The sequence below is a fragment of the Streptomyces sp. NPDC031474 genome (assembly GCF_055581185.1).
The window spans coordinates 87709-106709 of the sequence record NZ_JBVIJX010000017.1 but is presented as its reverse complement, the minus strand read 5'-3'; the positions used below and the strand labels follow the sequence as shown (position 1 = coordinate 106709).

Below are 19001 nucleotides of genomic sequence, written 5' to 3'. Positions count from 1 at the left end.
GACCCCCATGACGGCCGCACGCATGAGTTCTCCCGCCGATCGCCCCCACCTGGGTCTGCGTGAACGTAAGAAGATCAAGACCCGCGAGGCGATCCGCACCGCGATGTACGCGCTGGTCAAGGAGCAGGGGTACGACGCCACGACGATCGACCAGATCGCCGAACGCGCCGAGGTGTCACCGTCGACCGTCTTCCGGTACTTCCCGGCCAAGGAGGACATCGTCCTCACCGACGAGTGGGACCCGATCCTCGTGGCGGAACTGCGGGCCCGGCCGGCGGACGAACCATGGCCGGAGTCCATCCGGTACGTGATGCTGAAGGCCGCCCGCATGGGCGTCAAGGACGACCTGGAGGTGGCGCGGCTGCGCACCCACCTGATGGTCCAGGTCCCCGCGGTGCGCTCGCGCATGATGGAGAGCATGTCGATCACCGGCCGCATGTTCTCCGAGGCGATCGGCGAGCGCACCGGCCTCGACCCCGACAGCCTGGAGGTCCGTGTCTACATGATGTCCCTCATGGGCGGCCTGATGCAGACGTCCTTGTACTGGGCGGAGAACGGCCACCAGGGCGACTTCGAGGACCTGCTCGACCGCGCTCTGAACGTCCTGCAGCACGGCCTGCCCGCGCGAAACCCCTGAGACCGGCGCCCCACCCGCATGCCATCCTGACCAGGTGAACGCACCCGAGATCCGCGTCGAAGTCGCCCCCCAGCTGGCGCTGTTCGTCCCGCCCGCCCGGCGCGCCGGCGCCACCACGCTCGCCGTCGACGGCGTCTCCACCCTCGGCCACGTCGTCGAGTCGCTCGGGGTGCCCCTCACGGAGGTCGGCACCCTGCTCGTCGACGGCCGTGCGGTACCGGTCTCGCACATCCCGGCCGACGGCGAGTCGGTCACCGTCCGCCCGGTCGACCGCCCCCAGCGGGTGCCGGGCGCCCCGCTGCGCTTCCTCCTCGACGTCCACCTCGGCACCCTCGCCCGCCGGCTGCGCCTGCTCGGCGTGGACACGGCATACGAGTCCACCGACATCGGCGACCCGGCGCTCGCCGCCCGCTCCGCGGCCGAACAGCGCGTCATGCTCAGCCGCGACCGGGGCCTGCTGCGCCGCCGCGAGCTGTGGGCGGGCGGCTACGTCTACAGCACCGACCCCGAGGAGCAGCTCCGCGACATCCTCGACCGGTTCGCCCCCGAACTGCTCCCCTGGACGAGGTGCACCGCCTGCAACGGCCTGCTGCGCCAGGCCACCAAGGACGAGGTCGCCGACCAGCTGCAACACGGCACCCAGAGGTCCTACGACGTGTTCGCCCAGTGCCGCTCCTGCGGGCGCGCCTACTGGAAGGGCGCGCACCACGAGCAACTGGTCGCCATCGTGGAACGCGCCCTGGCGGAGTTCGCCGGCTAGACCGGGCTGTCAGCCGTTCAGCGCGGTGCGCAGCCGTTCGGGGTCGGTGGTCGGAGCGTCGCAGGTGAAGTTGCGGCAGACGTACGCGGTCGGTTCGCCCTTGCTCAGCGGGCGGGCGGCGAGCAGCGGGAACTCGTCGCTCCCCACGGTGCCGAACGCGACGACGGCACCCGGGGCGGTGCCCAGCAGGGCCGTACGGTGCAGGAACCTGGAGGCCGGGTCGTCCGCGCCGGTGCCGACGACGGCGACCTCGCGGGGCCCGTCGAGCAGCGCCTCGGCTGCGGCGAGCCCCCAGCCGATGAACCGGGGCACACGCGGTCCGAGCGCCTTCACCACCCCCAACGCCCGTTCCGCGGCGGTGCGGTGGGCCTCGGAGCCGGTGTGGGCCGCGTAGCTCAGCAGCGCGCCGGCCGCGGCCGTCCAGCCGGAGGGCACGGCGTTGTCGGTCGGATCCTGCGGACGCCGGATGAGCTGCTCGGCGTCGGCCGCCGTGTCGTACAGCGACCCGGACTCGGGGTCGACGAACCGGATCAGGACGTGGTCGAGCAGGAACCCGGCGAACTCCAGCCAGACGCCCTCGCCGGTGACGGAGCCGAGAGCGATGAACCCCTCCGCGACATCGGCATAGTCCTCCAGGACGCCCGCGTTGGTCCCGGCCTGCCCGTCCTTGCTGGTGCGGAAGAGCCGGGCCTGCTCGTCGAGGTGCAGCCGGACGAGGAGATCGGCGGCGCCGACCGCGGCCTCGACGAGATCCGGACGGTCGAAGTAGGCGCCGGTCTCCGCGAGCGCGGCGACGGCCAGCCCGTTCCACGCGGCGACGACCTTGTCGTCCCGGCCGGGAGCCGGCCGCTCACCGCGCCGGCCCAGCAGCCGCTCCTTGATGCCGGCGATCTTCTCGGCGTCGAAGAAGGCGTCCTGCTGCGGGAGTTGGAGGACCGAGGAGCCGTGCTCGAAGGTGCCCTCCTCGGTGACGCCGAAGTAGCGGGCGGCGAGCTCGGCGTCGTCGTCGCCCAGGACGTCCCTGAGCTGCTCGGGCGTCCACACGTAGTAGGCGCCCTCGACGTGCTTCCCGCTCCCGTCGTCGCTGTCGGCGTCCAGCGCGGAGGCGAACCCGCCCTCGGCGGTGCGCAGTTCCCGCACCATGAAGTCGGCGGTCTCCAGCGCGACCCGGCGGGCGAGTTCCGAGCCGGTGGCCCGCCAGAGATGGGCGTACACGCGGCAGAGCAGGGCATTGTCGTACAGCATCTTCTCAAAATGCGGCACGACCCAGTCACGGTCGACGGAGTACCGGGCGAACCCGCCACCGAGCTGATCGTAGATCCCGCCCCGGGCCATCCGTTCACAGGTGTCCTGGGCCATCTGCAGGGCCCCCTCGGCTCCCGTCCGCGCATGATGGCGCAGCAGGAACTCGACGACCATCGACGGCGGAAACTTCGGTGCCCCGCCGAACCCGCCGCGCTGCGCGTCGTACTCCCGGGTCAGCCCGAGCAGCGCCTGCGACAGTTCCTGCTCGCCGGGGGCCTGGCTGTCCCCGTAGGAGATCTCCCGTCCCGCCAGATCCCGGACGATCTTCCCGGCGACCTCGGCCACCTCGTCCCGCCGGTCCGTCCAGGCCTGCCGCACCCCCTCCAGCACCTGCCGGAAGGAGGGCATGCCGTGCCGGGGCGCGGGCGGGAAGTACGTACCGAAGTAGAACGGCTCGGCGTCCGGCGTGAGAAACACGGTCATGGGCCACCCGCCCTGCCCGGTGGCCGCCTGCACGGCTTCCATGTAGACGGCATCGACATCGGGACGCTCTTCGCGGTCCACCTTGATGTTGACGAAGTGCGCGTTGAGCTCGTCGGCGGTCTCCCGGTCCTCGAACGACTCGTGCGCCATGACATGGCACCAGTGGCAGCTGCTGTATCCCACGCTCAGCAGCACCGGCACGCCCCGCCTGCGCGCCTCCTCGAAGGCCTCCGCCGACCAGGGCCACCAGTCGACCGGATTGTCGGCGTGCTGGAGCAGGTACGGGGACGTCTCATGAGCCAGTCGGTTCGGCATGGGGTCCATCCTGCCGCAGTACCCCACCGGTCGGACGGCAGGCATGCCCCGAACGGCGACGTCGACGCCTGCCGTCTCCTCCCGCCCTCGCGCCCTCTCGCGCCCTCTCGCGCCACGGAGCCGCTCGCAGCACACTTGACCAAGCACAGCTGGGACCGCCGGAGGGGGACGGGACATGCGGGACGGCCATAGGGCGGATGCCGAGCGGTTGTTGGCGCGAGCCGTGGAGGAAGAGGTGCGGCGGTCCGGGGGGCGCACCGACCGGCAGGCGCTGATGACGCGGGCGCGCGGCGCGCTGGACGCCATGGCGCAGACGGCCGCGCAGGAGTACGAGGAGTATGCCCGCGCCCTGGAGGAGACGGAGGCCCGGCAGATCAGCTTCGGGCAGCGCTACGCGCGTGAGGGCGGGCGAACTCCCCTGCTGGTGGCGGGCGTTGCCGCGCTGACGACAGCGGTCGCCGACCTGGCGCTGGGCACGGGTCCCGGTACGGCGCTCGGGGCCGGGGTGACCGTCGGGGTGGTCGGGGCGGCCGCGACGGTCGTGAAGGTGGCGGGGTCGCATCTGCCGGCCGCGCACCACCGGGCCGGCGAGGCGGGGCAGCCGGGCGGCGCCGAGCAGTTGCGGTTGCAGTGGCTCACGGCGCTGGAGGTGCGGGGCATCCGGCCGTTCCTGGACCAGCAGCGGGTGCTGAGCGCGACGACCGGCCCGAAGAAGACGGCGGGACCGCAGCTCAGGGGCGCGGACAAGAGCGCGGCGGCGCGCGGGCGGACCGTACTCGGCCAGTCGTTCGCCCAACTGCCGGAAGCCGCCGGGCCGTTCGCCGGGCGGCGGGCGGAACTGGCGCGGATCCGGCAGTGGGTGCAGGCGGCGCGGGCCAGTACGGAGACCCGGCCGACGGTCGTCGTACTGCACGGCACCCCCGGCAGCGGCCGCACCACCCTCGCGGTGCGGGCCGCGCACGATCTGCGGGACCAGTTCCGCGGCGCCTGCGTGGTGGACCTGCGCGGCGACAGCGCCGGCGGGACGCCGCTGCCCACCCGGGACGCCCTGCTGCACCTGCTGAACCGGCTCGGCGCACCCCGCGAGCAGCTCCTCTTCCGGGAACGCTCATCCGCGGACCAGCAGGTCAAACGCCTCAGCGAGCTGTACCACCAGCATCTGACCGGCCTGCCGGTCACGGTGATCCTGGACGACGCCTCGGACCCCGAGCAGGTCCGCGCGCTCGTCCCGGAACGCTCCGACAGCCTCGTCCTGGTCACCGCCCGCACCCCGCTGAGCCTCCCGGCCGAGCTGTCCGCGTGGGTGCACGAGCTGGCGGTGCGGCCTCTGGAGGCGGCGGGCGCGGAGGAGCTGCTGGGCGCGACGGCGCAGGACGCCTCGGGTCCCTACGACGCCGAATCCGCCGACCGGATCACGCAGTTGTGCGGCGGGCTGCCGCTGGCGCTGCGGATCGTGGGCTCCTCACTGGGCCCGCGCTCGCCGCGTGCGCTGGCCTCGGACCTGGGGGCGTACGGCCCGGTGGAACCGGTCGAGCGGGCGCTGTGGCTGCGCTACACCGACCAGCCGGAGGTGACGCGTCGGCTGCTGCGTCGCCTCGCACTGGCCGGCCGGGCCTCCCTCGGCGCGGCCGCGGCCGCCGCGCTGCTGGCCACGGACCGGGCGGAGGCGACCCGCCATCTCACGGCCCTCGCCGACGCCGGTCTGGTCGACCACGTCCGCGGTGACCGCTACCGCCTGCACGACCTGGTCCGCGCCTTCGCGCAGGCCCGCCTCCTGGACGAGGAGGAGCAGAGCGAGCGGGCCGCGGCCCAGGAACGTCTGCTCGTCAGCTACGCCGAGCTCGCCGACTCCGTGCTGCGGCTGGTCGACGGCAACATGTCGACCCGCTCGGACCGGTTCACCCCGCACGGCTTCACCTCCCTGGACGAGGCGCTGCGCTGGCTGGACGACGAGTCGAGCTTCATCACGGCGACACTGCGACACGCGGAGGGCGTCGACCAGAACGCCGTACTGAGCCTGCTGGGCGCGCTGTGCGACTACTGCCTGCTGCGCGGCGACCTCTACCGGCTCGGCGAGATCAGCGAACTGGCGCAGTCGGTCGGCCAGGACCTGCTGGTGCGGTCCGTGCAGTGGCGCACCGGCATCGCGGCCCGTCAGCTCGGCGAGCTCGACAAGGCGCGTACGACGCTCAGTTCGGTCGTCGACCTCTACCTCCAGGCCCACCACGACGCGGGGGCGGCGCGCGCCCTGTGTTCGCTGGGCATCACCCTGCACCATCAGGGGCAGCTCACGGAGGCGGCGGAGAAACTCCGGGAGGCGATGGACCTGCAGGCCGCGCCCGAGCTGGCCACCGACCGCGCCTGGACGATGCACGCGCTCGCGGCAGTGGAACGGGACCGGGCGCACCTGGCCGAGGCCCTGGACCTGCTCACCCGCTCGCTGGTCCTGCACCGCGAGGGCGGCTCCGTGCACGGTGAGGCGTGGGCCCACTTCCAGCTGGGCCAGCTGAACCTGCGCCGCGGCGACGCCGACCAGGCCGAGGCCGACCTGCGCCGCGCCCTCGACCTGTACGGCCGCACCCGCGACGCCCGCGGCGAGGCGTGGGCGCTGACCCAGCTCGCGCGGGCCCGGCTCATCGCCGGCGACCCCGGACCGGCGGCGGAGGACCTGAGCCGGGCGGCGGCCCGGCACCGGGACAACGAGGACGCGCGCGGCGAGGCGTGGACGGTCTACTACCTGGGCCTGGCCCTGGAGGAGACGGGCGACCTCGACCACGCCGTCCGCGAGCTGGAACGCTCCCGCTCGCTCTTCTCCCGCCTGCGGGACGTCTACGGCCTGGCCTGCGCCCGCCACCACTCGGCCCGCGTGACCCGCGACCAACGTGCCGCCCAGACGGGTTCGCTGCGCAACTCCGGTTTCGCCCGCCAACTCCTGGTCGACGCCCGCGCCGACTTCCAGCGCATCGGCGTTGCCCACGGCGAGGCCTGGACCTGCCTCGAACTCGCGATCGTCGACGCGGGCAACGCCCGTACGCAAGCCGCGCTGGCCCTGTGCGAGGAGGCGACGGCCCTCTTCGCGTCATACGGCGACCGCCGCGGCGAGGACTGGGCCCGCTTCCTGCGCTGCACCCTCCTGCCGTACGCGGCCCCGGGCGGCGTCGAGGTCGGCACGGCGGTGGCCCAGGAGGAACTGTCCCAGCTCGCCCGCGCCGCCCATCCGTCCCGGGACAGCCAACTGGAGGAGTGCGCGAAAGCCTACGCACTCCTGCTGGAGAGGGGCGTGAACCTGGACGCGGGCTGGCAGGCCTGGCGCCTGGGCATGGTCCCCGGCCGCCACGCCCGAGAAGTGATGGGAGTAACGCTGACACCAGGCACTACCCCGGACGAAACCCCAGCCAAGCCACCACACGAGGACTGAGCCCGGGGGGCGAGGGCTGAACCCCGGGGGAGGCCGGGGTGCGGCCGCCCGCCTGTCTGCTGCTGTCGCCGGTCGGCGGGCCGTCGGACACGCGCAGGGCGTGGCCGACGGCGTGCGCCGGTGCCGGTGTCTGTGCCGGTGCCGGTGTCTGTGCCGGTGCCGGTGTCTGTGCCGGTGCCGGTGTCTGTGCGGTCGCCGCCTGTCCGTGGGGCGTCACGGCCGTCGGCGGTTCAGCCCTTCGCGGGGGAGGCCGTCTCCGTCGCACCCTTGCCGGAGGCTTCCTCCGGGCTCGCGGGCTCCTTGAAGTCGACCTTGCCCATGTGCTTGCTCATGGACTTCATCAGGCCCCACACCGCCACCGCCATCGCCGCGAAGACGATGAAGCCGAGGACGCCGGGAGTGACCTTGTTCTCGTCGACCTCCTTGGCGAGGGGGACGAGGTGCGTCATTGCCAGGCTCACGCTTGCGCTCATATCAGGCATTGTCGCGGATGCCCGCAAAGAGGTCGTCCTCGGGGAGGGAGATGTCGACGCGGGACTTCGCGAGCTCGTACTCCTCCGTGGGCCAGACCTCCTTCTGGATGTCCATCGGCACCCGGAACCAGCCGCCGTCGGGGTCGATCTGCGTGGCGTGGGCGATCAGTGCCTTGTCGCGGATCTCATAGAAGTCGGCGCAGGGAACGTGCGTGGTGAGCGTGCGCTCCTGGATACCGGAGTCTTCCCAGCGCTTGAGCCACTCCCCGTAGGGGGAGTCCAGACCGCGGTCGAGCATCGCCTGGTGCAGCGCCTCGGTGCGGGGACGGTTGAAGCCCTGGTTGTAGTACAGCTTCAGCGGCCGGTAGGCGGGCCCGTACTCGCTCTCGGGGTACTTCTCGGCGTCGTCCGCGCCCTCGAAGGCCACCATCGAGATCTTGTGGGTCATGATGTGGTCGGGGTGCGGGTAGCCGCCGTTCTCGTCATAGGTGGTGATCACCTGAGGGCGGAAGGAGCGGATCTGCTTCACCAGCTCGCCGGCCGCCTTGTCGACGTCCTCCAGAGCGAAGCAGCCGTCGGGCAGCGGCGGCAGCGGGTCGCCCTCGGGCAGGCCGGAGTCGACGAAGCCGAGCCACTCCTGTCCGACGCCGAGGATCTCGCGGGCCTCGTCCATCTCCTTCTTGCGTACCTCGTGGATGTGCTCCTCGATGTACTTGTCGCCCTGCAGCTTCGGATTGAGGATGGAGCCGCGCTCCCCGCCCGTGCAGGTCACGACCAGCACATCCACCCCCTCGGACACGTACTTCGCCATGGTGGCCGCGCCCTTGCTCGACTCGTCGTCGGGGTGGGCGTGCACGGCCATCAGTCGCAGCTGGTCAGTCAAGACTCAATCCTCGGTAAGTCGGCGCCCGGCGTGAACCGGCGCGATCGCAGGCTTCTATAGTGACCGAATCGGGGGGCGATTAATTCCGCGCCGGGAGGACGATCATGAGTACGGCGAGCACGCGACTGCCCGAGGGCCGCTACGGCCGTGCCTCGGACGATCGCGCCGACCACAAGCTCAAGATCGCCGGTGCCGTGCTGGGCGCGTTGCTGTTGGTGCTGGTGGGGTACTTCGCCTACCACTACGTCGGCCAGAACAAGATCAGCGCCGAAGTGATCACCTTCAAGGCCACCTCGGACGAAGCGGTCGAGCTCCATCTGGAGGTCCGCAAGGACTCGGGTACGAGCGGTTACTGCACGGTCCGCTCGCAGGCCGCCGACGGCACCGAAGTGGGCCGCGCGGACTTCCGCTTCTCGGGTGCGGACAGCCGCATCGACAAGGTGGTCACGTTGCGGACGACGGCCAAGGGCACGACGGCGGAGCTGCTCGGCTGTCACGCAGGGTGACCCCGCGCGGCCCGGCCGCAGGGCATCTGCCGCAATACGTACGCACTGACCTGCGCTGACGTAATTCTCATGGCTTATGTCCTCCCCCTTCGGCCACTGAATTGTTAGGCTCGTGGTTTCGCCCATCCCCAAAGGAACATGCTTCTGGGTAGGGCGATGCTTTGTATTCCCAGTACCGACGAGGAGCACCTGTGACCCAGACCAGCGAGTCCGTCACCTGGCTGACCCAGGAGGCGTACAACAAGCTCAAGGTCGAGCTTGAGTACCTTACTGGTCCTGCGCGCACGGAGATCGCCGCCAAGATCGCCGCCGCGCGCGAGGAGGGGGACCTGCGCGAGAACGGCGGGTACCACGCGGCCAAGGAGGAGCAGGGCAAGCAGGAGCTCCGTGTGCGCCAGCTGACCCAGCTTCTCGAGAACGCCAAGGTCGGCGAGGCGCCCGCTTCCACGGACGGCGCGGTGGCGCCCGGCATGGTCGTGACGATCGCCTTCGACGGTGACGAGGACGACACCATGACGTTCCTGCTCGCCTCGCGCGAGTACGCGAGCTCCGACATCGAGACCTACTCGCCGCAGTCCCCCCTGGGCACCGGCGTGATCGGTCACAAGGTCGGCGAGGACGCGGCCTACGAGCTGCCGAACGGCAAGAAGGCCTCCGTGCGCATCCTCAAGGCCGAGCCCTACAGCGGCTGAGCCCCCTTTCCTGAATTTCCGGACGAGCCCCCGGCGCCCCCGAGCGCCGGGGGTTTTCGTCATGCCGTCGCCGAGCGGTACTTGCGGACCGCGAGCGTCCGGAAGATCAGGACGATCAGGACCGAGTAGATCAGCGAGGCCCAGACCGGGTGCTGCATGGGCCAGGCCTCGGACTGCGACTGACCGGGATTGGCGAAGAGCACCCTGGAGGCCTGGACGGTGGCGCTGAAGGGGTTCCACTCGGCGATGTGGCGCAGCCAGGGCGTCATGTTGCCGGTGTCGACGAAGGCGTTGGATATGAACGTCACCGGGAAGAGCCAGATCAGTCCGCCGGAGGTGGCCGCCTCGGGGGTGCGGACGCTCAGGCCTATCAGGGCGCCGATCCAGGTGAAGGCGTAGCCCAGCAGGAGCAGCAGGCCGAAGGCGGCCAGCACCCTGCCGATGTTGGTGTCGCCGTCGGAGCCGACCCGCCAGCCGACCAGGAGGGCGACGACCGCGAGGACGAGCAGGGTGAGCGCCGTCTGCACGAGGTCGGCGAGGGTACGGCCGGTGAGTACCGCACCGCGCGCCATCGGCAGGGAGCGGAAGCGGTCGATGAGGCCCTTGTGCATGTCGTCGGCTATACCGGCGCCGGCGCCCGCGGTGGCGAAGGTGACGGTCTGCGCGAAGATGCCGGCCATGAGGAAGTTCTTGTAGTCGGTGGCGCTCGTGCTGCCGCCGATCTGCATGGATCCGCCGAACACATAGGTGAAGAGCACCACGAACATGATGGGCTGGATGAGCCCGAAAATAACCATTTCCGGAATCCGGCTCATGCGAATCAAGTTGCGCTTTGCAACGACCAGCGAGTCGCGGACGGACTGTCCGAGTGGATGGGCGGGGGCGGGCGCCGCGCCGCGTACGGCGTCGGTGACGGCACTCATTTGACGGTCTCCCTCTCGCTGTGTCCGTTGCGGCTGTTCTCTTCGCCCGTCTCTTCGCTCGTCTCGGTCTTCGTCTCGGCGACGTGTCCGGTCAGGGACAGGAAGACGTCGTCGAGTGTGGGGCGGCGCAGGCCTATGTCGTCTATCTCTATGCCGCGGGTGTCGAGCTCGCGGATGACCTCGGCGAGGAGCTTGGCGCCACCGGAGACGGGCACGGTGAGCTTGCGGGTGTGCTGTTCGACCGCAGTCTCACCCTTGCCGAAGCCGGCCAGGACCTCCGCAGCCGTGGTGATGTGTTCACGGTTGTGCACCACGACCTCCACGCGTTCGCCGCCGGTGCGGGCCTTGAGCTGGTCGGAGGTGCCGCGGGCGATGACACGGCCCTGGTCGACGACCGCGATGTCGTGCGCGAGATGGTCGGCCTCTTCGAGGTACTGGGTGGTCAGCAGCAGCGTCGTGCCGCCGGAGACGAGCCGTTTGATGACGTCCCACAGCAGTTGGCGGTTGCGCGGGTCGAGGCCGGTCGTCGGCTCGTCCATGAACATCACGGGCGGTGAGACCACCAGTGCCGCGGCCAGGTCGAGGCGGCGGCGCATGCCTCCGGAGTAGGTCTTGGCGGTACGGTCGCCGGCGTCCGCGAGATCGAACTGCTCTAGCAGTTCGGCGGCCCGGGCCTTCGCCGCGCGGGCCTTCATCTGGTAGAGCTGTCCGACCATCTGGAGGTTCTCGCGGCCGGTGAGGTATTCGTCGACCGCCGCGAACTGACCGGACAGGCCGATCGAGCGGCGCACCTCGTTGGGCTGCTTGAGCACGTCGAGGCCGGCGACCACGGCCCGGCCGCGGTCAGGGCGCAGGAGGGTGGTCAGGCAGCGGACCGCGGTGGTCTTGCCCGCGCCGTTCGGCCCGAGCAGGCCGAGGACGGTGCCCTCCGGGACGTCGAGGTCGACGCCGTCCAGAGCCTTTACGTCACCGAAGGTTTTCACCAGGCCTTCGGCGTAGATGGCGCCTGGCATATGAGTCTCCACGTCGTTGAGGATTCTTCGGAAAGCCTAGGTTTGTACTTTTCGCTCCGCCCGACAGGGCCGGCAGTGTACGGCTTGAGCGGCATGAGACACACCATAACGCGATGTATCGCGTCTTACAACGGACTTACTCGAATGAGTGACAAAAGGGCTCTGACCTCAGTCGATGACGGTGTAGCCGGCGTCGCGCAGGGCCCGGCCGACCTCGGCGCAGTGCGCCGGCCCCTTCGTCTCCAGGTGCAGTTCGACCTCCGCCTCGGTCAGCCCGAGCCGGGGGTCGGTCCGCACATGGCTCACGTCGAGAACGTTAGCGTCGACCACTGACAACACCCCGAGAAGCGTGGCGAGGGCGCCCGGCCGGTCCGTCAGCCGCAGCCGTACGGCCAGGTAGCGGCCCTGCGCCGCCATGCCGTGCCGCAGCACCCGCTGCATCAGCACCGGATCGACGTTGCCACCGGACAGCACCGCGACGACCGGCCCCTCGAAGGCGCCGGGGTCGCTCAACAGCGCGGCCACCGGGCTCGCCCCGGCCGGTTCGACGACCAGCTTGGCCCGCTCCAGGCACAGCAGCAGCGCCGTGGACAACTCGTCCTCCGTCACCGTGCGCACCTCGTCCACCAGCTCGCCGATGATGCCGAACGGCACGTCACCGGGCCGGCCGACCTTGATGCCGTCGGCCATCGTCGCCGGGTTCCTGATCGACACCGGCCGGCCGGCCGCCAGCGAGGGCGGGTACGCGGCGGCCCCCGCCGCCTGCACGCCGACGATCCGCACGTCCGGCCGCAGCGCCTTCACCGCGACGGCGATGCCCGCCGCAAGACCGCCGCCGCCGATCCCGACGACGATCGTGCGCACCTCCGGGCACTGCTCCAGGATCTCCAGGCCGACCGTGCCCTGCCCCGCGATGATGTCGGGGTGGTCGAAGGGGTGGATGAACACCGCGCCCGTCTCGGCCGCGTACTCCTGGGCCGCGGTCAGCGTCTCGTCGACCACGGCGCCGTGCAGGCGCACCTCGGCGCCGTACTCACGCGTGGCGCTGATCTTCGGCAGCGGCGCGCCCTTGGGCATGAACACCGTGGACCGCACGCCCAGCACCCTCGACGCCAGCGCCACGCCCTGCGCGTGGTTGCCCGCGCTCGCCGCGACGACCCCCGCGGCCCGCTCCTCCGGCAGCAGCCCGGCGATCCGGACGTACGCGCCGCGCAGCTTGAACGAACCCGTCCGCTGGAGGTTCTCGCACTTGAAGTGGACGGGCGCGCCGACCAGCTGGGTCAGATGCCTGCTGCCCTCCATCGCGGTCACCCGCGCCACGCCCGACAGCATCTTCCGGGCGCCGCGCACATCGTCGAGGGTGACGTGGCGCAAGGAGTCAGCCGTGCTGTAGCTCATGACTCCAGCATCGCAGTTCACAGGCGGGAACGACCGTTGTGACCAACCTCCGAGACCGGTTTCCGCAGCGCCGGTACGACCCGCCTTCCAGCCGCGTACTCTGTCCCCCATTCCAGCAGCCCCTTCATGAAGCGAGCCCCCGGCCATGCCCACAACACCTGAAATGTCGATGGACATGACGACCGTCGGTGACACCGGTCTCCTCGACACTCTGCAGCACGAGGTCGCGGTGTTCGCCCGCCGTGCCGAACAGACCCGGCTCGGCGGTGTCGGGCAGGTGCGCAACTCCATGGACCGCGCCGCGTACCTGCTGCTCAACCGCCTCGACAACGAAGGCCCGATGGGCGTCAAGGCGCTCGCCGCGAGCATGGGCATCGACTCGTCCACGGTCACCCGGCAGGTGGCTCCGCTCGTCGACACCGGCCTGGTCAAGCGGACCTCGCACCCCGAGGACGGGCGGGCCGTGGTGCTCCAGCTGTCCCCGCGCGGGCAGTCGCGTCTCGAGGAAGTCCGGTCCTCCCGGCGTCAGTTGATGGCCGAGCTGACGGAGGACTGGGCGCCGGAGGAGCGCGAGTCGTTCTGCGCGCTCCTCACCCGCTTCAACACCGCGCTGTCCTCCCGGATGGCGGTCCAGGGCCTACCGGGCGCGGAGCCGTCGCCGGCCGCTTCCTGAGAGCGCCGGCGGCCCCGCGCGGCGGCCCACGCGCGTCCCCTCGCTCTCCCGTGACCTTCCGACGACTTTCCGGCGGGCGTGCGCGGCTCTTGACCGAAAGCCCGCCCCTGGCCTCATATGAGACCGGGGCATATGGCCCTCCAGGGGGACGCCGTCAGGCGGGAGGCTCGGTGTGCGAGAGACGCGTGCGACCCAGGAAGCCCGCCGGGCCCGGGAGTTCGAGACGTTCGTCGCGGGTGCGGGCGGGCGGCTGCTGCAGGCCGCCACGCTGCTCACCGCGGAGGCCCCGCACGACAACCCGCGCGCGCGTCGGCTGCTGACGCTCGCCCTCGCGCGCACGTACGCGTGCTGGGACCGGCTGCACGGCGAGGACCCGTACAACCGTGCCCGCGAGTATCTGGCCACCCGCTTCGCGCACGAGGCGTGGCACCAGTACGCGTGGCAGCTGTACGACGCCCTGCCCCTGGGCCGTGCCCGCCCGCACTCCGCCTCCGGCACGCTGGCGCGGCTCACTCCGCAGGAGCGTCTGATCCTGGTCCTGAGGCTCTACGAGGGCGTCGCCGAGGAACAGGTGGCGGCCCTGCTCGGGCTGCCTACGGAACGGGTCCGCACCGCCTGCGACCGGGCGACGGCGACGCTGCTGCATCCGCCGCGAGGACCGGCGCCCGCCGTGCGCCGGGCGAAGGCGGCGGCCTCGTGAACCGGGCCGAGCGGGAGGCCGCGGTACGCCGGATCATGGAGCGGACGGCGCCGCGTGTGCCGACGGACCTCCACGCCGACGTCGTACGCCGCGGCAGCCGTATCCTGCGCCGCCACACGCTCGCCCTGCGACTGCTGTGGCTGCTTCTGTTCGCGGCGACCGTGGCGTTCGTGGTGTGGGCGGCGGTGGCCCAGCCCTGGGTGGAGCCGCCGTCACAGACGACCCCACCGCTCACCGACTGGTAGCCCCCCTGGGGCTGTAACCGGACTGGACCTGGCCGCCGACGTGGCCGCCGACCTAGCCGAGGGCCTGCTGCAGGTCCTCGAGGAGGTCGTCGACGTTCTCGATGCCCACGGAGAGCCGGACGAGGTCGCCGGGCACCTCCAGCGCCGAACCGGCCACGGACGCGTGCGTCATGCGCCCCGGGTGCTCGATCAGGGACTCGACGCCGCCCAGGGACTCGCCGAGGGTGAACACCTTGGCGCGGTTGCAGACCTCGACGGCCGCCTCCTCGCCCCCGGTGACCCGGAAGGAGACCATGCCGCCGAACGCCCGCATCTGCTTGGCGGCGACCTCGTGACCGGGGTGCTCCGGCAGGCCCGGGTAGAGCACGTGTGTCACGCGCGCGTGCCGGGTCAGCATGTCGGCGACCTTGGTGGCGTTCTCACTGTGCCGGTCCATGCGCACCGCCAGCGTCTTGGCGCCGCGCAGCACCAGCCAGGAGTCGAAGGGCCCGGCGACCGCGCCCATCGCGTTCTGGTGGTACGCCAGCTCCTCGCCGAGGGCCTCGTCCGCGGTGATCAGCGCGCCGCCGACGACGTCGGAGTGGCCGCCCATGTACTTCGTCAGGGAGTGCACGACGACGTCCGCGCCGAGCGACAGCGGCTGCTGCAGGTACGGCGTGGCGAAGGTGTTGTCGACGACGAGACGGGCGCCCGCGTCCCGGGCGATCTGGGCGACGGCGGCGATGTCGGTGATGCCGAGGAGCGGGTTGGAGGGGGTCTCCACCCACACGGCCTTGGTCTTCGGGGTGATCGCGGCCCGTACGGCGGCGGCGTCGCCGGTGTCGGCGACCGACCACTCCACGCCCCAGCGGGCGACGACCTTCGCGAAGAGACGGAACGTGCCGCCGTAGGCGTCGTTCGGGATGACCACGTGGTCGCCGGGGCTGAGCAGCGTACGCAACAGGCAGTCCTCGGCCGCCAGTCCGGAAGCGAACGCGAGGCCTCGGCGGCCGCCCTCGAGGGCCGCGAGGTTCTCCTCCAGGGCGGTCCTGGTCGGGTTGGCGCTGCGGCTGTACTCGTAGCCGCCGCGCAGGCCGCCGACGCCGTCCTGCTTGTAGGTCGAGACCTGGTAGATCGGCGGGACGACCGCGCCGGTGAGGGGATCGGCGGTGTTGCCCGCGTGGATCGCGAGGGTCTCGAAGTGCTGACTGATGTGCCTGTCGCTCATGGGCACCGAGCGTAGTCCGCTCACGCGCCCGGCGCGGGACGGCCGCCGGACCCGATCGCGGGACGACCGCTCGGCCGGTCGCGGGGGCACGGGCCGGGACGGAGGTTTTCCACAGGTGCGGGGGCGGGTTGGCCAATTGTCGGCGCGGTCTGGTTCGCTTGTGGCATGGAGATTCTCTGGGTCCTGATGGCGGTGGTCCTGATCGGCTTCGTGCTGCTGCCGTTCCTGCGGCGCAGGCGCGGCCAGCTCGAGCTGGTTCCGGCTGATCACCCGGACGCCGCGGACCCGGCGACCTACGGTTTCGTGCGCACGGAGGAGCTGGACATCCGCATGCCCGGCCCCGACCAGGACCTGCTGGACGTCCTGGACGTGGTGCAGCACACGCAGGACTACCGGGCGGCCCAGCAGTTGCTGGCCGGCACGGAGACCGAGGGTGAGCTGCGCTGGCAGCGCGTGCAGGCCTTCGCGGGGGCGGCGGCGCTGGAGCTGCAGCAGCGGCCGGGCGGGGTGGGCGAGATACCGGGCGGGCAGTGGCTGCGGGTGTGGCGGACGGAGGCGCCGAAGGACGCGGGCGGTGCGGCCGTGCACGCCGAGTTCCTGGTGCAGCAGGCGTGGCGGACCTCGACGCCGGGCACGGACGACTTCCGGATCATCATGGAGGAGGCGAAGGACGCCTGCGGCCAGGCGGCACTGCTGGCTCCGGGTGACCCGATCCCGTACATCGTCGAGCTGTCGGTGGCCCGCGGTCTGCGGTACTCACAGGCGGAGTTCGAGCAGCTGTGGCTGAAGATCCTGGACCGCTCCCCGGCGCACATGGGGGCGCATCTCGCGGCTCTGCACTACTGGTGCGAGAAGTGGCACGGCTCGCGGGAGCTGGCGTACTCGTTCGCGGAAGCAGCGGCGGCAAGAGCGCCCCGTGGCTCCCTCCTCGCGGCGATGCCCCTCTTCGCGGTCTTCGAGCACCTTCCCGAGGTGAACCTGGTCAGCAGCTTCTACCAGAGCGAGGTCGTGACGAAGGCGGTGCACGGCGCGCTGTTCGCGGTGCACGCGGCCCGGCCCGACGACCCGATGCTGGCGCACGTCCGTCACCTGCTGGTCTTCTTCCTGGTGCGCTCCGAGCGCTGGTCGGAGGCGATGAACCAGCTCATTCACGTGGACGGCCACGTGGGCGCCCTCCCCTGGACCCTCTCCCCCGACCCGGCCGCGGAGTTCGCGGTCTACCGCGCGCTGGCGGTGGCGGGCTACGAGGCCAACGGCGGCAGCCCGGCGAGCCTGCCGCACTGACACCGGGGAGCCGAGGGCCGGGGAGCCCGGAAAGCCCCGGGAGCCGGCGGCGCGGAAGGGATCCCCGGACCGGGCGACGCCGCCGGCGGTGCTGACGTTCGTCTCCGCGTTCGTGCCGATCATCGGCGCCCTCTTCACCGGTTTCGTCGCCTGGGCAGTCTGCTCGCGGTGCCGATCGCCGCGCTGATCGCGTCGTGCGGGACGGGAGTCTCCTGCCCGGTGACCGTCCGGGTCACCCGACGGTGAAGTCGGTCGCCTTCGTGTCCAGGGTCGTGGTGCCGTCCTGCGCGGTGGCCAGGACGGCGATGTGCCAGACACCCCGCGGGGACGACTCGGCATCGGAACCGGTCACCGCGGTGGTGTAGGTGCAGCGCGCGGTGTCCGCACCGGAGGGCTTGCATGCGGCCGAGTCCACCTCGGCCATGTCCTTGGCGGTCAGCCCCTTCTCGGCGAAGGGCGAGTTCTCCGGCCACGCCAGCACCTTCACGCTCTTGACGCCGGAGGACGCCGTGACGTCGGTGACGAAGGTCAGCGACCCGTCGCGGCCGCCGTCGGGAGCGGTGTAGCGGGCGGCGTTGTGCGCCAGCGCCGGAGACCGGCCCTCGGCGTGGGCGAGAGCGAAGGCACCTGCGCCACCGAGAAGAACGACACCGGCGGCGACGGACAGGGCGATACGTCGGGACATGGGATTCTCCGTGACTGTGTCAGCTGGACCGGGCCGGCGCCTGTCGACCGCGCCGTTGCGTCGATACTCGCCGCGCGAGGCCCCGGCGGGCATGAGCACGCCTACTCATCCCCTCGTGAGTAAGCCCGCCGGTCGCGCCCCTCGCCACGGCGCGCCGCGTCTCCCGGCGGCCGGCGCGCGCGGTGCGCCACCGGCCGCCGGGAGACGGCTCACCAGTCGTGCACGGTCCCGTCCAGCAGCCTGTTGACCGGCAGGTACGCCGGCTCGTAGGGGAAGCGACCGGCCGCCTCGGTGTCCAGTTCGACTCCCAGGCCCGGGGTGTCGGACGGGTGCAGGAGTCCGTCCTCGAAGCGGAACGACGTGCGGAAGACCTCCAGCGTTCGCACGGAGTGCTGCATGTACTCCTGGATGCCGAAGTTGTGGACGGCCAGGTCCAGGTGGAGCGCCGCGGCCATGCCGACCGGGGAGATGTCGGTCGGGCCGTGCATCCCGGACTTGACGCCGTAGACGTCCGCGAGATCGAGCAGCTTCTTCATGGCGGTGACGCCCCCGGTGTGGGTGACGGCGGAGCGCACGTAGTCGATCAGCCGCTCGCTGAGCAACGTGGTGTAGTCGTACACCGAGTTGAAGACCTCACCGATCGCCAACGGTGTCGTCGTGTGCTGCCGGATCAGGCGCAGGGCCGCCTGGTCCTCCGCGGGCGTGGCGTCCTCCAGCCAGAACAGGTCGTACGGCTCCAGCGCCTTGCCCAGCTGGGCGGCCTGGATCGGTGTCATCCGGTGGTGCCCGTCGTGCAGCAGGGGCAGCTCGGGACCGAACTCCGCCCGGACGGCCTCGAAGACGGACGGCATGTGCCGCAGATATGCGCGGGTGTCCCAGGTCTCCACCACCGGCAGGGGCCGCCCGCCGACGGCGGCTCGGCGCGCGGGCTCGTAGTCGTAGCGCTCGCCGCCCTGCGCGCCGGAGGCAGCCACGCCGTACACCGAGTCCAGGCCGGGTATGCCGCTCTGAATGCGGATGGCGCGGTAGCCCAGCTCCAGATGCTTACGCACGGAGTCGAGCAGTTCGGGCACATCGCGGCCCGAGGCGTGGCCGTAGGCCAGGGCTCCGCTGCGGGAGGCGCCGCCGAGGAGCTGGTAGAGGGGCATCCCGGCGCTCTTGGCCTTGATGTCCCACAGCGCGGTGTCGACCGCCGCGACGGCCGCCATGGTCACGGGGCCGCGCCGCCAGTACGCGCCGCGGTAGAGGTACTGCCAGGTGTCCTCGATGCGGGAGGCGTCCGCTCCGACGATCAGGGGGATGACATGGCTGTCCAGGTAGGCCTGAACGGCGAGTTCCCGGCCGTTCAGCGTGGCGTCGCCGAGGCCGGTGAGGCCGTCCTCGGTGGTGATGCGCAGGGTGACGAAGTTCCGTCCCGGGCTGGTGACGATCACCTCGGCGGACACGATCCGCATGACGAGG

General features: G+C 71.4%; 18 protein-coding genes. 9 read left to right on the top strand and 9 right to left on the bottom strand.

Annotated elements, in window-relative coordinates:
* The first annotated feature begins 7 nt into the window (after nucleotides 1-7).
* Both ACZ5SK_RS33315 and ACZ5SK_RS33310 read left to right on the top strand, forming a co-directional pair.
* Nucleotides 8-637 carry a TetR/AcrR family transcriptional regulator gene (locus tag ACZ5SK_RS33315; RefSeq protein ID WP_468156757.1) on the top strand — a complete coding sequence of 210 codons (630 nt, stop codon included), beginning with the start codon at nucleotides 8-10 and terminating at the stop codon, nucleotides 635-637.
* A 34-nt stretch (nucleotides 638-671) separates the two neighbouring features.
* Complete coding sequence (locus tag ACZ5SK_RS33310; RefSeq protein ID WP_334577554.1) at nucleotides 672-1397, top strand: Mut7-C RNAse domain-containing protein; 726 nt, start codon at nucleotides 672-674, stop codon at nucleotides 1395-1397.
* Nucleotides 1398-1406: 9 nt separating this feature from the next.
* Here ACZ5SK_RS33310 and ACZ5SK_RS33305 read toward each other — a convergent pair whose 3' ends face one another.
* A complete protein-coding gene (locus ACZ5SK_RS33305) occupies nucleotides 1407-3440 on the bottom strand; it encodes a thioredoxin domain-containing protein (protein WP_361701242.1) in 2034 nt (677 codons plus the stop codon).
* A gap of 175 nt (nucleotides 3441-3615) precedes the next feature.
* Here ACZ5SK_RS33305 and ACZ5SK_RS33300 point away from each other — a divergent pair, with 175 nt between their 5' ends.
* The gene (locus tag ACZ5SK_RS33300; RefSeq protein ID WP_457495446.1) at nucleotides 3616-6858 is read left to right on the top strand and encodes a tetratricopeptide repeat protein; all 3243 of its coding nucleotides are present in this window, start codon (nucleotides 3616-3618) and stop codon (nucleotides 6856-6858) included.
* A 230-nt stretch (nucleotides 6859-7088) separates the two neighbouring features.
* On the opposite strand, the gene ACZ5SK_RS33295 is transcribed toward ACZ5SK_RS33300, so the two are convergent.
* Together ACZ5SK_RS33295 and mca are read right to left on the bottom strand one after the other, a co-directional pair.
* On the bottom strand, nucleotides 7089-7340 hold the full coding sequence (locus tag ACZ5SK_RS33295; protein WP_079660099.1) for a hypothetical protein: 252 nt from the start codon (nucleotides 7338-7340) through the stop codon (nucleotides 7089-7091).
* Complete coding sequence (mca, locus tag ACZ5SK_RS33290) at nucleotides 7333-8193, bottom strand: mycothiol conjugate amidase Mca (protein ID WP_334581185.1); 861 nt, start codon at nucleotides 8191-8193, stop codon at nucleotides 7333-7335. The genes ACZ5SK_RS33295 and mca overlap by 8 nt, the downstream gene beginning before the upstream one ends.
* A gap of 125 nt (nucleotides 8194-8318) precedes the next feature.
* Between mca and ACZ5SK_RS33285 the strand changes: the two genes are divergently transcribed.
* Together ACZ5SK_RS33285 and greA are read left to right on the top strand one after the other, a co-directional pair.
* On the top strand, nucleotides 8319-8720 hold the full coding sequence (locus tag ACZ5SK_RS33285) for a DUF4307 domain-containing protein (protein WP_334577557.1): 402 nt from the start codon (nucleotides 8319-8321) through the stop codon (nucleotides 8718-8720).
* A 191-nt stretch (nucleotides 8721-8911) separates the two neighbouring features.
* Nucleotides 8912-9412 (top strand): transcription elongation factor GreA, encoded by a 501-nt coding sequence (gene greA / locus ACZ5SK_RS33280; RefSeq protein WP_079660102.1) that lies wholly within the window; start codon nucleotides 8912-8914, stop codon nucleotides 9410-9412.
* Nucleotides 9413-9471: 59 nt separating this feature from the next.
* Here greA and ACZ5SK_RS33275 read toward each other — a convergent pair whose 3' ends face one another.
* From ACZ5SK_RS33275 to ilvA, 3 genes are all read right to left on the bottom strand, one after another.
* Nucleotides 9472-10335, bottom strand: coding sequence for an ABC transporter permease (locus ACZ5SK_RS33275; protein WP_361701238.1), 864 nt, complete (start codon nucleotides 10333-10335; stop codon nucleotides 9472-9474).
* A complete protein-coding gene (locus tag ACZ5SK_RS33270; RefSeq protein ID WP_468156752.1) occupies nucleotides 10332-11348 on the bottom strand; it encodes an ATP-binding cassette domain-containing protein in 1017 nt (338 codons plus the stop codon). The genes ACZ5SK_RS33275 and ACZ5SK_RS33270 overlap by 4 nt, the downstream gene beginning before the upstream one ends.
* A gap of 168 nt (nucleotides 11349-11516) precedes the next feature.
* Nucleotides 11517-12746, bottom strand: a complete 1230-nt coding sequence (gene ilvA, locus ACZ5SK_RS33265; protein ID WP_334577560.1) for a threonine ammonia-lyase — start codon at nucleotides 12744-12746, stop codon at nucleotides 11517-11519.
* Between the two features lie 163 nt (nucleotides 12747-12909).
* Here ilvA and ACZ5SK_RS33260 point away from each other — a divergent pair, with 163 nt between their 5' ends.
* The 3 genes from ACZ5SK_RS33260 to ACZ5SK_RS33250 all read left to right on the top strand — a co-directional run bounded on the left by ACZ5SK_RS33260 (nucleotide 12910) and on the right by ACZ5SK_RS33250 (nucleotide 14364).
* Complete coding sequence (locus tag ACZ5SK_RS33260) at nucleotides 12910-13419, top strand: MarR family winged helix-turn-helix transcriptional regulator (protein ID WP_334577561.1); 510 nt, start codon at nucleotides 12910-12912, stop codon at nucleotides 13417-13419.
* Between the two features lie 172 nt (nucleotides 13420-13591).
* Nucleotides 13592-14119: a sigma factor-like helix-turn-helix DNA-binding protein gene (locus ACZ5SK_RS33255; protein WP_334577562.1), complete on the top strand. Its 528-nt coding sequence runs from the start codon at nucleotides 13592-13594 to the stop codon at nucleotides 14117-14119.
* Nucleotides 14116-14364, top strand: a complete 249-nt coding sequence (locus ACZ5SK_RS33250) for a hypothetical protein (RefSeq protein ID WP_079660107.1) — start codon at nucleotides 14116-14118, stop codon at nucleotides 14362-14364. The genes ACZ5SK_RS33255 and ACZ5SK_RS33250 overlap by 4 nt, the downstream gene beginning before the upstream one ends.
* A 52-nt stretch (nucleotides 14365-14416) precedes the next feature.
* Here the strand turns inward: ACZ5SK_RS33250 and ACZ5SK_RS33245 are convergent, their stop codons facing one another.
* Nucleotides 14417-15571 carry a cystathionine gamma-synthase gene (locus tag ACZ5SK_RS33245; RefSeq protein ID WP_468576794.1) on the bottom strand — a complete coding sequence of 385 codons (1155 nt, stop codon included), beginning with the start codon at nucleotides 15569-15571 and terminating at the stop codon, nucleotides 14417-14419.
* Nucleotides 15572-15736: 165 nt separating this feature from the next.
* Here ACZ5SK_RS33245 and ACZ5SK_RS33240 point away from each other — a divergent pair, with 165 nt between their 5' ends.
* Complete coding sequence (locus ACZ5SK_RS33240) at nucleotides 15737-16855, top strand: hypothetical protein (RefSeq protein WP_334577564.1); 1119 nt, start codon at nucleotides 15737-15739, stop codon at nucleotides 16853-16855.
* 232 nt (nucleotides 16856-17087) lie between these two features.
* Here the strand turns inward: ACZ5SK_RS33240 and ACZ5SK_RS33235 are convergent, their stop codons facing one another.
* Nucleotides 17088-17540, bottom strand: coding sequence for a DUF5707 domain-containing protein (locus ACZ5SK_RS33235; RefSeq protein WP_334577565.1), 453 nt, complete (start codon nucleotides 17538-17540; stop codon nucleotides 17088-17090).
* 209 nt (nucleotides 17541-17749) lie between these two features.
* Nucleotides 17750-18994 (bottom strand): D-mannonate dehydratase ManD, encoded by a 1245-nt coding sequence (manD, locus tag ACZ5SK_RS33230; protein WP_334577566.1) that lies wholly within the window; start codon nucleotides 18992-18994, stop codon nucleotides 17750-17752.
* Nucleotides 18995-19001: the final 7 nt, after the last annotated feature.

Excerpts from the sequence above, each read along its gene's own strand:
- ACZ5SK_RS33315 (WP_468156757.1), top strand. The coding sequence starts at position 8 with ATGACGGCCGCACGCATGAGTTCTCCCGCCGATCGCCCCCACCTGGGT.
- ACZ5SK_RS33305 (WP_361701242.1), bottom strand. The coding sequence starts at position 3,440 with ATGCCGAACCGACTGGCTCATGAGACGTCCCCGTACCTGCTCCAGCAC.
- ACZ5SK_RS33300 (WP_457495446.1), top strand. The coding sequence starts at position 3,616 with ATGCGGGACGGCCATAGGGCGGATGCCGAGCGGTTGTTGGCGCGAGCC.
- ACZ5SK_RS33295 (WP_079660099.1), bottom strand. The coding sequence starts at position 7,340 with ATGCCTGATATGAGCGCAAGCGTGAGCCTGGCAATGACGCACCTCGTC.
- mca (WP_334581185.1), bottom strand. The coding sequence starts at position 8,193 with ATGGCCGTGCACGCCCACCCCGACGACGAGTCGAGCAAGGGCGCGGCC.
- ACZ5SK_RS33285 (WP_334577557.1), top strand. The coding sequence starts at position 8,319 with ATGAGTACGGCGAGCACGCGACTGCCCGAGGGCCGCTACGGCCGTGCC.
- ACZ5SK_RS33275 (WP_361701238.1), bottom strand. The coding sequence starts at position 10,335 with ATGAGTGCCGTCACCGACGCCGTACGCGGCGCGGCGCCCGCCCCCGCC.
- ACZ5SK_RS33270 (WP_468156752.1), bottom strand. The coding sequence starts at position 11,348 with ATGCCAGGCGCCATCTACGCCGAAGGCCTGGTGAAAACCTTCGGTGAC.
- ilvA (WP_334577560.1), bottom strand. The coding sequence starts at position 12,746 with ATGAGCTACAGCACGGCTGACTCCTTGCGCCACGTCACCCTCGACGAT.
- ACZ5SK_RS33260 (WP_334577561.1), top strand. The coding sequence starts at position 12,910 with ATGTCGATGGACATGACGACCGTCGGTGACACCGGTCTCCTCGACACT.
- ACZ5SK_RS33245 (WP_468576794.1), bottom strand. The coding sequence starts at position 15,571 with ATGAGCGACAGGCACATCAGTCAGCACTTCGAGACCCTCGCGATCCAC.
- ACZ5SK_RS33240 (WP_334577564.1), top strand. The coding sequence starts at position 15,737 with ATGGAGATTCTCTGGGTCCTGATGGCGGTGGTCCTGATCGGCTTCGTG.
- ACZ5SK_RS33235 (WP_334577565.1), bottom strand. The coding sequence starts at position 17,540 with ATGTCCCGACGTATCGCCCTGTCCGTCGCCGCCGGTGTCGTTCTTCTC.
- manD (WP_334577566.1), bottom strand. The coding sequence starts at position 18,994 with ATGCGGATCGTGTCCGCCGAGGTGATCGTCACCAGCCCGGGACGGAAC.